The organism is Streptomyces sp. NPDC111520, assembly GCF_055635295.1.
Map to the genome: position 1 here is coordinate 509713 of NZ_JBVKBW010000007.1, position 10569 is coordinate 520281.

At 75.0% G+C, this 10569-nt stretch carries 11 protein-coding genes; 5 read left to right on the forward strand and 6 right to left on the reverse strand.

Annotation, left to right across the window (positions count from 1 at the left end; all coding sequences use genetic code 11):
- Window positions 1–2: 2 nt before the first annotated feature.
- From ACZ7MY_RS19880 to ACZ7MY_RS19895, 4 genes are all read left to right on the forward strand, one after another.
- Window positions 3–1355: a carbohydrate ABC transporter permease gene (locus ACZ7MY_RS19880; RefSeq protein ID WP_499603272.1), complete on the forward strand. Its 1353-nt coding sequence runs from the start codon at window positions 3–5 to the stop codon at window positions 1353–1355.
- On the forward strand, window positions 1352–2278 hold the full coding sequence (locus tag ACZ7MY_RS19885) for a carbohydrate ABC transporter permease (RefSeq protein ID WP_499603273.1): 927 nt from the start codon (window positions 1352–1354) through the stop codon (window positions 2276–2278). Before ACZ7MY_RS19880 ends, ACZ7MY_RS19885 begins: the two co-directional genes overlap by 4 nt.
- Window positions 2279–2456: 178 nt before the next feature.
- Complete coding sequence (locus tag ACZ7MY_RS19890; RefSeq protein ID WP_499603274.1) at window positions 2457–3728, forward strand: alpha-L-fucosidase; 1272 nt, start codon at window positions 2457–2459, stop codon at window positions 3726–3728.
- A 32-nt stretch (window positions 3729–3760) separates the two neighbouring features.
- Window positions 3761–3982 (forward strand): hypothetical protein, encoded by a 222-nt coding sequence (locus ACZ7MY_RS19895; RefSeq protein ID WP_499603275.1) that lies wholly within the window; start codon window positions 3761–3763, stop codon window positions 3980–3982.
- Between the two features lie 127 nt (window positions 3983–4109).
- On the opposite strand, the gene ACZ7MY_RS19900 is transcribed toward ACZ7MY_RS19895, so the two are convergent.
- The 5 genes from ACZ7MY_RS19900 to ACZ7MY_RS19920 form a co-directional block, all read right to left on the reverse strand.
- A complete protein-coding gene (locus ACZ7MY_RS19900) occupies window positions 4110–5090 on the reverse strand; it encodes a hydroxyacid dehydrogenase (RefSeq protein ID WP_499603296.1) in 981 nt (326 codons plus the stop codon).
- Window positions 5091–5631: 541 nt separating this feature from the next.
- On the reverse strand, window positions 5632–6708 hold the full coding sequence (locus ACZ7MY_RS19905) for an adenosine deaminase (RefSeq protein WP_499603276.1): 1077 nt from the start codon (window positions 6706–6708) through the stop codon (window positions 5632–5634).
- Window positions 6705–7127 carry a VOC family protein gene (locus ACZ7MY_RS19910; protein WP_499603277.1) on the reverse strand — a complete coding sequence of 141 codons (423 nt, stop codon included), beginning with the start codon at window positions 7125–7127 and terminating at the stop codon, window positions 6705–6707. The genes ACZ7MY_RS19905 and ACZ7MY_RS19910 overlap by 4 nt, the downstream gene beginning before the upstream one ends.
- A gap of 206 nt (window positions 7128–7333) precedes the next feature.
- Complete coding sequence (locus tag ACZ7MY_RS19915; RefSeq protein ID WP_499603278.1) at window positions 7334–8821, reverse strand: PepSY-associated TM helix domain-containing protein; 1488 nt, start codon at window positions 8819–8821, stop codon at window positions 7334–7336.
- A gap of 161 nt (window positions 8822–8982) precedes the next feature.
- Window positions 8983–9603: a hypothetical protein gene (locus ACZ7MY_RS19920; protein WP_499603279.1), complete on the reverse strand. Its 621-nt coding sequence runs from the start codon at window positions 9601–9603 to the stop codon at window positions 8983–8985.
- 92 nt (window positions 9604–9695) lie between these two features.
- Between ACZ7MY_RS19920 and ACZ7MY_RS19925 the strand changes: the two genes are divergently transcribed.
- On the forward strand, window positions 9696–10295 hold the full coding sequence (locus ACZ7MY_RS19925) for a hypothetical protein (protein ID WP_499603280.1): 600 nt from the start codon (window positions 9696–9698) through the stop codon (window positions 10293–10295).
- Between the two features lie 19 nt (window positions 10296–10314).
- Here ACZ7MY_RS19925 and ACZ7MY_RS19930 read toward each other — a convergent pair.
- Window positions 10315–10569, reverse strand: a 255-nt coding sequence (locus ACZ7MY_RS19930; RefSeq protein WP_361004250.1) for an ATP-binding cassette domain-containing protein, incomplete at its 5' end; no start/stop codon positions are given.

Consider the following 10569-nt stretch of genomic DNA (forward strand, 5'->3'; position numbering starts at 1 on the left):
TCATGTCCGCCTCCACCCGCAAGGTGCCGTCCGCTCCGGCGGGCGGCACCGCCCCGGCCGCCGTCCGGCGGCGTTCGCGCCGGGCCCGGCTCACGGCGATCGTCTTCGCGCTGCCGGCGCTCGCCCTGCTCGGCGCCCTCGTCGGCTACCCCATCCTCTTCTCGGTCGGCCGCAGCCTGTTCGACGCGAGCGGCGACCGCTTCGTGGGGCTGGCCAACTACCAGGAGATGTTCAGCGACCCGGCGAGCCTCAAGGCCGTCCGCAACACCGCGATCTGGGTCGTGGCGGCGCCGGGGCTGCTCACCGGCGTCGGCCTGGTGCTGGCCGTGCTCACCGAGAAGATCCGCTGGGCCACCGCCTTCAAGCTGCTGATCTTCATGCCGATGGCGGTCTCCTTCCTCGCCGCGGGCATCACCTTCCGCCTGGTGTACGACCAGGACCCGCAGCGCGGCGTGATGAACGCGGTCGCCGTCGCCGTCCACGACACCTTCAACGACTCCTCGGCCTACCCCGGCGCCCGCCCCCGCGGTACGGAGGTGCTCGAGGAGTCCGGTGACGGCGGCTACCAGGCGGTCGCGCGGGTGGAGCCGGGCAGGGACGTCACCCTGGGCCTGGTCGGCCTGCCGCCCGCGTCGCTCCCGGCGCAGGCCCGGCCGGCGGCGCCCGCGGAGGCCTCGGACGACGCCGTCACCGGCGTGGTCTACCTGGACTTCGTGCCGGGCGGCGGGGGCACGCCCGGCGCCGTGGACCCGCAGGAGCGCGGTCTGCCGCACATGGCCGTCGAGCTCACCAGGAACGGCGCGGTGGTCGCCACCGCCACCACCGGGGACGACGGTTCCTTCCGCTTCCCGGACGCGAAGGACGGCCCCTACGGCGTCCGGCTGCCCGGGAAGAACTTCGCGGAGCCGTACGCGGGCATCGACTGGCTCGGGCCGACGCTGGTCACGCCGGCCATCATCGGCGCCTACCTGTGGATCTGGACCGGCTTCTCCATGGTGCTGATCGGCGCGGGGCTCGCCTCCCTGCCGCGCGAGACGCTGGAGGCCGCCCGGATGGACGGCGCGAGCGAGTGGCAGATCTTCCGCAGGATCACCGTGCCGCTGCTGGCGCCGGTGCTGGGCGTGGTCTTCGTGACGCTGGTGATCAACGTGATGAAGGTCTTCGACCTCGTCTACATCATCGCGCCGGGCCCGGTGCTGGAGGACGCCAACGTCCTGGCGCTGCAGATGTGGCTGGTCTCCTTCGGCGGCGGCAACAACCAGGGCCTGGGCAGCGCGATCGGCGTCGTCCTGCTGCTGCTCGTGCTGCCCGCGATGGCCCTCAACATCCGACGCTTCCGCAGGAGCAACCGATGACCGTGCAGACCGCCGCTCCGCGCCCCGCTCCGCCGACCCCGCCCGGCGGGCCGTCCGGCCGGGCACCCGGGCGTCCCTCCGTGGCGGCCCGGCTGGGTTCGGTGCTGCGCGGCGGGCTCGTCCAAGTGCTGCTGACGGTCGTCGCGCTGGTCTGGCTCACCCCGACGGTGGGGCTGTTCGTCTCCTCGCTGCGCAGCTCCGACGAGAACGCCGGCTCGGGCTGGTGGAGCGCTCTGCTCCACCCCGGGTCGCTGGGCTTCGACAACTACTCCGCGATCCTCGGGGACAGCGGGATCACCCAGGCGTTCTGGAACACCGTGCTGATCGCGGTGCCCGCCACGGCCGCCGTCGTCGTCCTCGCCGCGCTGGCCGGGTACGCCTTCGCCTGGCTGGAGTTCCCGGGGCGCGACTGGGTCTTCCTGGTGGTCGTCGGCATGCTCGTGGTGCCGGTGCAGATCGGGCTGCTGCCGGTGGCCAGGCTGTTCCGGGAGGTCGGGCTGTTCGGCACGACGGCGGGCGTGGTCCTCTTCCACGTGGCGTACGGGCTGCCGTTCGCGATCTTCCTGCTGCGCAACTACTTCGCCGAGATCCCGCGGGAGATGCTGGAGGCCGCCCGCATGGACGGCGGGTCGGAGTGGACGATCTTCCGGAAGCTGGTGCTGCCGGTGGGCCGTCCGGCGATCGCGAGCCTGGCCATCTTCCAGTTCCTGTGGGTCTGGAACGACATGCTGGTCGCGCTGATCTTCGCCGACGCCGGATCGCAGCCGCTCACGGTCGCCCTGCAGTCCCAGATGCGGCAGTTCGGCGCCAACATCGACGTACTGGCGCCCGGCGCCTTCCTGTCGCTGATCGTGCCGCTGGTGGTCTTCTTCGCCTTCCAGCGGCACTTCGCGGAGGGGGTCATGGCGGGGTCGGTGAAGTAGCGGGGTCGGTGAAGTAGCGCGCCGCGTCTCACCGGCGGGTGCGGTGATACATCGGATGTCTTTCTTGTCAGTCGGCCCGATCCCCCTTAGGGTCGGGGCGGAGGACAGGACTCCTCCGACGTATCACCGCACCCGCACCCCCGGCCGTCCTCCCCCGATCCCCGAGGAACCGTCAGCCATGCCCCTGCAGCCGTGGTTCGCCGACGCCAAGCTCGGCATCTTCGTCCACTACGGGATCTACGCGGTCGACGGCGTGCCCGAGTCCTGGGCCTTCTACAACGGCGACGTCCCCCACGAGCGGTACATGCGCCAGCTCGACGGCTTCACCGCCGCGCACTACGACCCGGACGCCTGGGCCCGGCTCTTCGCCCGCGCGGGCGCCCGTTACGCGGTGCTGACCGCCCGGCACCACGACGGCGTCGCCCTGTGGGACACCGCGCAGGGCGACCTGTCGGTCGTCCGGCGCACCCCCGCCGGGCGCGACCTGATCGACCCGTACGCGCGGGCGCTGCGCGAGCAGGGCCTCAAGGTCGGTCTCTACTACTCCCATTCGGACTGGAACCACCCGGACTACCCCAGCGTCGTCCACCCCGACCCGCCCACCCCGGACGTGGTGACCAGCCGGTTCGTCGCCCCCGCGGACGGCACGGAGGACCCGGCGGCCTGGCGGCGCTACCTGGCCTACCGCGACGCCCAGGTCGGCGAGCTGGTCGACCGCTTCCGCCCCGACCTGCTGTGGTTCGACGGCGAGTGGGAGCGCAGCGAGGACCAGTGGGGCCTGGACGCCCTGGCCGCGCGGATCCTCGCCGGGAACCCGCAGACGGTCCTCAACGCGCGCATGCTCAGCCACGGCGACTACGCCACGCCCGAGCAGGGCATCCCCGTCGAACCGCCGCCCGGGCCGTGGGAGCTGTGCCTGACCGTCAACGACTCGTGGGGCTTCCAGCACGGCGACCACCGCCACAAGTCGGTGGGCCAGTTGGTCCGCTACTTCACCGAGACGATCGGCGCCGGCGGCAACCTGCTGCTGGACGTCGGGCCCCGCGAGGACGGCACCATCACCCCGGAGCAGACCGAGCGCCTGGAAGGGCTCGGCGACTGGATCCGCGCCCATGCCGACGCCGTGTACGGCACCCGCGCCGGCCTGCCGGCCGGGCACCACTACGGCCCCAGCACCCTGTCCGCCGACCGCCGCACCCTGTACCTGGTCTGCTTCGACGCCCCCCGCGAGACCATCGCGGTACGCGGCCTGCGCAACCGCGTGCGCCGCGTCTCCGTCGTCGGCAGCGGCGCCGCCCTCGGCCACCACGTGACCGGCGGGCTCCACGAGGTCCCCGGAGTGACCTGGATCGACGCCCCCTCCACCGGCGCCCTGGACCCCTACGCCACCGTCCTCGCCCTCGAACTCGACGGCGAACTCGACCTCTACCGAGGCACGGGCCGCGCGTAGCCCCTGCCGTGACGCTGCCGTACCCTCGCGGGGTGCCCGCCCGTCCCGTCTTCCACAACCCGCCCGCGCGGCCCCACGAGGTGGTGGCCGGGCTGTGCCTGGGACACACCGCTCGGCGGTTCGGGCGCCTCGCCAACGAGGCCGTCGCGCTGGCGGCGTCACTGGCGGCACGTGCCGAGGCGGATCCGTCGGACGTGGACGGCCGGGCGGTGGACGGTTACGGCGACGTGCGGCACTTCCTGCGCCTTCGGTGACGGGGGGCGTCCCCGTCGCGGTGGCCAGGGCAGTTCCGGCGGCGTCGTGTGCCCTGTGGGGCCGAACCCCGCTTCCTGCCCGGCGAGCCGGCCCGGGGCCCGGACGGGGACGGCCGTGCGGTCCTCTTCAGGCCGAGTGTGCGAGTTCGTCGGGGTGGACGGCGTGGGCGAGCGGCTCGCCGCGGGCGAGGCGTTCGATCTCCTCGATCGCGGCGTCGGCGAGCCGGGCCAGCTCGTTGCCCAGGGATCCGGCGACGTGCGGGGTGAGCAGGACGTTCGGCAGGTCGTAGAGCGGCGAGCCGGCGGGCAGCGGCTCGGGGTCGGTGACGTCGAGGACGGCGTGCAGCCGGCCGGAGACCAGCTCCGCGGTGAGCGCGGCGGTGTCGACCAGCGAGCCGCGCGCGGTGTTGACCAGCGTCGCCCCGTCCCGCAGCAGCGCCAGGCGTGCGGCGTCGAAGAGGTGCCGGGTCTCGGGCAGTTCGGGGGCGTGGACGGTGACCACGTCGCTGCTCCGGCACAGGTGGTCGAGCTCCACCGGTTCCGCGCCGAGCGCCACCGCCTCGGCGGGAGCGAGGTGGGGGTCGTGGAGGAGCAGGCGCAGGTCGAAGGGGCGCAGCAGCTCGACGACCCGCCGTCCGATGCGGGAGGCGCCGACGACCCCCACGGTGCGGCGATAGTTCCCGATGCCGCCGGGCGTCTCGGAGAGCGCCGGTTTCCGGCGGGCCTCCCGGTAGGCCCGCGCGGACTCCAGCACGCGCTTGCCGGAGAACAGCACAGCGGCGACGGTGTACTCGGCCACCGGCAGGGCGTTGGCGGCGGCCGCGCTGGAGACCTGCACGCCGCGCTGCCACACGGCGTCGGTGACGTGCTGCTTGACCGACCCCGCGGCGTGGACGACCGCGCGCAGCGCCGGCATCCGCTCCAACGCCGCCTCGTCCAGCGCCGGGCAGCCCCACCCCGTCAGCAGCACCTCGGCGCCGGCGAGCGCCTCCGCCACGGCGGGGTCGGCGAAGTCCTCGACGAGCACGGTGGGGTCCAGGCGGGCGACGCGGGAGAGCCGCCCGAGCGCCACGTCGGTGAGGACGGCCTCACGTGTGGCGGCCCGCATGGCCAGGACGGTACGGGGACGGTGGTGCTCAGGGGTCACGTGGCGGCTCCCGCTGGGGACCTGCGGCCGGACGGGTGGATCGGTGGGCGCCATCCTTCGCACAGGACGGTGCGCCGTCAAGGGCGGAGCGTTCCCGCGACGCGTCCGCCGACCGCCCCGGAGCCTGCACCGGCCGCGGAGCGGCCTCCCCGTGGCGTCGGGCCGGTGGGTGCCGCGCCGGTTGCTCGGCTGTCGCACCGTCTCGCGCCCTTCGGGCGCGAAGATGCGGGCTGCGGAGAGGAGGGTGGGCGGTCGGGGCTTGTCGGCAGATTGCGGCCCGGTGGGCGTCGGGGGGTTCAGGCGCCGGAGCGGGGCCGGTTGTTCGTCCGGCTCGGGTCTCGTTGCCGTCCGCGGGTGCAGACGGCCGGTGACCACGCCCACCGTCCGTGGGTGGCGCGCCCGCCGTAACCGGCGTCTGCGGGTGACTCCCCGATTTCCGGCGCGTTCGGCGGACGTGGGTACCGGGCCGGGAGCCGAGCCGGCCCGGTACCCCCATCATGGGTCAGCGGCCGGCGGTCAGCACGGTGTCGTAGCCCGGGAGGACGACGTCGCGGATGATCGCGTTCCGCTCGTCGAAGGGGAGGAACGCGCTCTTGAGCGCGTTGACGGTGACCTCGCGCAGGTCCTCCGCCGTCCAGCCCGCCTCGCTGACCAGCAGTTCCATCTCTCGGGTCATGGTGGTCGCCGAGACCAGGCGGTTGTCGGTGTTGACGGTGACGCGGAAGCCGAGGTCGCGCAGCAGGGTGATGGGGTGCCCGGCGATGGAGGTGGCGGCGCCGGTCTGGAGGTTGGAGGTCGGGCAGACCTCCAGCGCGATGCGGCGGTCGCGTATCCAGCCCGCGAGGCGGCCGAGCTTGCCGTCCACGATGTCCTCGGCGAGGCGGACGCCGTGGCCGATCCGCAGCGCGCCGCAGACCTGCACGGCCTGGTGGATGCTGGGCAGGCCGTGGGCCTCGCCCGCGTGGATGGTGAAGGGCACGTTCTCGCGGCGCAGGTACTCGAAGGCGGCGAGGTGGTCGGCGGGCGGGAACCCGTCCTCGGCCCCGGCGATGTCGAAGCCGACGACACCGGCGTCGCGGTAGGCCACGGCGAGGCCGGCCACCTCGCGGCTGCGGTCGGTCATACGCATCGCGCACAGCAGGGTCCCCACGCGGACCGGCGTGCCCGCGGCGGCGGCCTTCGCCATGCCGGCGGCCAGACCCTCCTGGACGGTCTCGACGACCTCGGCGAGGGTGAGGCCGCGGTGCACCAGCAGCTCGGGGGCGTAGCGCACCTCGCCGTAGACGACGCCGTCGGCGGCGAGGTCGAGCACGTACTCCTCGGCGACGCGCAGCAGGCCCTCGCGGGTGCCCATCACGGCGATGGTGTGCTCGAAGGTGGCGATGTAGCGGACGAGGTCGCCGGAGTTCGCCGCGTCGTAGTACCAGGCGGCCAGCTCGCCGGGGTCGGTGGCGGGCAGCGCGTGGCCGGTCTCCGCGGCCAGTTCGACCAGGGTGGCCGGCCGCAGGCCGCCGTCCAGGTGGTCGTGGAGGACGGCCTTGGGAAGCCGGCGTATCAGGTCGGTGTCGAGGGCGGTCACGCGGTGTGCTCCTGGTCGGTGGGGGCGGTGGCGGCGGGCTGGAGGAGGTCCCAGCGGTTCCCGTACGGGTCCTGGAAGACGGCGACCGAGCCGTACGCCTCGTGGCGGGGCTCCTCCAGGAAGGTCACGCCCGCGGCGAGCATCCGCGCGTGGTCGCCCGCGAAGTCCTCGGTGTGCAGGAAGAAGCCGACCCGTCCGCCGGTCTGGTCGCCGACCCGCGAGAGCTCCGCGTCGTTCTTGGCGCGGGCGAGCAGCAGCCCACTGCCGGAGGCGCCGCCGGGCGGGCGCACGACGACCCACCGGCTACCGCCGGGGCGCGGCTCGTCCTCGACGAGCTCGAATCCGAGGGCGCCGGTGTAGAAGGCGATGGCCTCGTCGTAGTCGCGGACGACGAGGGTGACCAGGGCGATACGGGACATGCGCGAACGTTATACGTAACACCACGGCCCGGGCAAGGCGCCCCTGCGGGCGGCACGGAGCCGCCCGCGGGGGGCGGGCCGGCCAGGCGCGCAGGGCGCGGCGCCGCAGCGCCCGGGCGTGGCGACCTCGGAGGCCGGGCGGCAGGCGGGTACACGCGGCCCGGCCCGGGAGGGGTCTCCCGGGCCGGGGGTCGGGGTCGCGGGGGTCAGTCGGTGCGCGGCCGGCGCAGGAGGCCCACGGCGGCGTCGAGGACGAGGAACCCGAGCAGCGTCACGCCGAGGACGGGCAGTGCCCAGCCGAGGGCGGCGACGGCGGGGACGCCGAGGACCAGCGCGGGCACGGGCAGGCGGCGCCAGGTGCCGCGTGCGGGGGCCCGGCCGAATGGGGCGGCGCGGTCGGCACGGACGGGCCGGCGTTGCCACCACATGCGGTAGCCCCAGCAGATGACGAGGACCAGGCCGAGCGCCACCACCGCCAGCACGATCTGGTTGACCAGGCCGAAGAGCAGGCCCATGTGGCCCTGGACGCCGAGCTTGCTGAGCTTGGCCGGGGTGGGGTGGTCGGCCCAGCGGCTCTCGGAGGTGACCTCGCCCCGGGCGGCGTCGACGGCGACCCGGTCGTAGTGCACCGGCCACCGGTCGTCGTCCTGGGCGACGGTCCAGGCGGTCGACGCGTCGGCGGGCGGGGTCAGTTCGACCCTGCCGCCCAGGCCCGCGTCCCGGGCCACGGCCAGGACCGTGTCGAAGGCGGCCGGGTCGGCGGCCGCCGTGGAGCGGCCGCCGCCGTGCCCGGCGTGTCCCTCCTGCGCCGGGCCGGAGCCGGTTCCCACGCCGGGCAGGGAGGTGTCGAGCGCGGGCGCGTGCCCCTTGACCGCGTCCAGGAACCGTCCGAAGCGCTCACCGGCGTAGTGGGACCAGGTCAGACCGGTGGCGCTGAGGAAGAGCAGGCCGAGGGCCAGCCACACGCCGGTGGCGGCGTGCCGGGTACGGGTGCGGCGCACTCCCCGGGCGGACCTGTCGGGCAGGAGCACACCGCGGGCCGTGGGGGCGCGCAGGCCTCGGGCGCGTCCGAGCCACAGCACGAGCCCGCCCGCGACGATCACCCACAGCCAACTGGCGGCGACCTCGGAGTAGAGCCGGCCGGTCTCCCCGAGGTGGAGGTTGCGGTGCAGGTCGTCCAGCCAGGTCGACAGCGGCGTCGAGCCGAACCACGTGGTCAGCTCCCCGCGCACCTCGGCCGTGGAGGGGTCGACGAACACCGTGCGCTGTTTGTCGCCCAGTTCGGGGACGGAGAGCACGACGCGCGTGGTGTCCTCGGGGCCGGACGGGGTGATCACCGAGGCGAGCGTCCCCTCCGGGTGGGCGGCCCTGGCGGCCGTGATCTGTTCGGCCAGCGGACGCGGTGGGCCGTCGGGCCGCTCGGTGTACAGCAGGTCGCCGTAGGCGAGCCGGTCGAACTGCGGGGTGAAGGTGTAGGCGAGGCCCGTGAGGGCGGCGACGAGGAGGAAGGGGGCGACGAACACCCCGGCGTAGAAGTGCAGTCGGACGAGCAGTGCGCGTGCCTCGCGCCAGGAGCGCCGCTGTTGCGCGGTGGTGCCGGACAGGTCCGCGGCCGGCGCGGCGCCTTCCCCGGCAGGGGCCGCGGCGTCCCCGCCGTGTCCGTCGGTCGGTGTCTGTTCCTGTGTGGAAGACATGGGTGCATCCCCGATCGGCGCCCGGCGCGTACGGCGCGGGCGCGGGTGAAGTCGGCAGGTCGGTCCGCCGTGACGGCGGGACGGCGTGGCCGCGCGGCGGACGGGGCCGTGCGCGGGCAGGCCGGACTGCGCCCGTCACCGCAGGTGGGCGGGACGGACGGTCAGCAGCTGATCGCCGGCTTCGGTGGGCCCCTGCGTGCCACCGTGTGCCGCAGGGGTGTCCGGCGCGGTGGGCGCGCCGGACGGGGGGAGGCCACGGGGCGGGCCGGGGCGGCGTGGTCGTGGGCGACGACGGTGCGTACCGCCCGGCGCAACGGGGCGAGCAGGACCGCGCCCAGGGCGCGGCCGGCCCGGAAGACCGCGGCCTCGCCCCGCCACAGCCACAGCCCGCACAGCGCGGCGGCGAGCGCGTGGGCCGCGGCCATGCCCGTGGTCCAGCCGCCGGCCGGGGAGGCGGACATGGGCATCGCGCCCATCGCCGCGGCCGTGTGACGGTACGCCGGGCCCGCGTCGGCGGGGGCGGCGGCGAAGGCCTGGGCGAGGCCGAACCAGGCGTGCAGCGCGAACTGCGCCCCCACCGTGGCTCCCGTGACCGTCAGGGCGCCGCGCTCCCGGCGTCCGGCGAGCCACCAAGCCCCGGCGGTCGTGGCGGCGAACGCGTACCCGACCGCCCAGCCCGGCACCGCCCGAGACATCAGGGCGTGGCCGAGCCCGGTCACCGTCACGCACACGGCCGCGAACACCGCGGCGCGTGCGAGGCGGAAGGCGGGCCCGGAGGTCATGGGCAGCCATGGTGCCAGGCGGGTCGCCGTCCGCGCCACGAGTCCCGAACTCCCTCTCCCGTAGGGCCTCGTGGTTCCCGTAAATTGCTGTCATGGGGGCAGCGGGCGCAGGGGACGGACCGGTGCGGGGCGGCCGGCGGGCGAAAGCGCGCGGCTCCGGCGGGCGTTCCGGCGGGCGTTCCGGTGCGGGCAGCCGGTACGGCTCGGGCGAGGGCACCCGTCAGGGCTCGGCCGCGGACGCCCGCGGGGGCACCGCCCACCCTCTGGTGCTGCTGGTGGCCGGTGTGCTGTTCCTCGCCGCGGGTGTCTGGCTCCTGACCTCGGCCGCCCGGGACACCCTGTCGGTGCGCTACGGCGTGCACACGGTGGGCACCGTCCGCGAGGCGCACGGCGGCCCGGGCGACGGGCGGCTGTGGGTGACGTTCACCGTGGCGGGCGCCGAGGTGACCCATCCGCTGCCACGGGGCACCAACCGCCGTCAGGTCAACCACGGGGACCGGCTGCCCATCGTCTACCGGGCCGACCGTCCCGAGCGGGTCGTGGCGCGGCGTGACGTCGGGCACGGGCCGCTGCTGTTCTGGTCCGCGTTCAGCGCGGTGGGAGTCGTCCTGGTCGGCTGGTCCGGCATGGCGCTGCACCGGGCCGCGGGGCGGCGGGCGCGCGGCGTCCCGGGCCCGACCCCGGCGGCGTGACGTCCTCGCCGCCCGGGGGTCAGTCGGTGGTGAGGATGTGGCCGTCGCGGAGTTCGAGGACGCGGTCGGCGAGGGCGAGGAGCTGGGGGTCGTGGGTGGCGACGAGGGCGGTGACGCCTTCGCTGTGGACGACGGCGCGCAGGAGTTCCATGACGGCGCGGCCGGTGTCGGCGTCGAGCTGGCCGGTGGGTTCGTCGGCGATGATCAGGGCGGGGCGGTTGGCCAGGGCGCGGGCGATGGCGACGCGTTGCTGCTGGCCGCCGGACATCTCGCC

What these genes read in the sequence shown, in the direction of transcription:
- ACZ7MY_RS19920 (WP_499603279.1), bottom strand. Translation starts at nt 9,603, where the DNA reads ATGACCTCCGGGCCCGCCTTCCGCCTCGCACGCGCCGCGGTGTTCGCG.
- ACZ7MY_RS19915 (WP_499603278.1), bottom strand. Translation starts at nt 8,821, where the DNA reads ATGTCTTCCACACAGGAACAGACACCGACCGACGGACACGGCGGGGAC.
- ACZ7MY_RS19890 (WP_499603274.1), top strand. Translation starts at nt 2,457, where the DNA reads ATGCCCCTGCAGCCGTGGTTCGCCGACGCCAAGCTCGGCATCTTCGTC.
- ACZ7MY_RS19910 (WP_499603277.1), bottom strand. Translation starts at nt 7,127, where the DNA reads ATGTCCCGTATCGCCCTGGTCACCCTCGTCGTCCGCGACTACGACGAG.
- ACZ7MY_RS19885 (WP_499603273.1), top strand. Translation starts at nt 1,352, where the DNA reads ATGACCGTGCAGACCGCCGCTCCGCGCCCCGCTCCGCCGACCCCGCCC.
- ACZ7MY_RS19925 (WP_499603280.1), top strand. Translation starts at nt 9,696, where the DNA reads ATGGGGGCAGCGGGCGCAGGGGACGGACCGGTGCGGGGCGGCCGGCGG.
- ACZ7MY_RS19900 (WP_499603296.1), bottom strand. Translation starts at nt 5,090, where the DNA reads ATGCGGGCCGCCACACGTGAGGCCGTCCTCACCGACGTGGCGCTCGGG.
- ACZ7MY_RS19880 (WP_499603272.1), top strand. Translation starts at nt 3, where the DNA reads ATGTCCGCCTCCACCCGCAAGGTGCCGTCCGCTCCGGCGGGCGGCACC.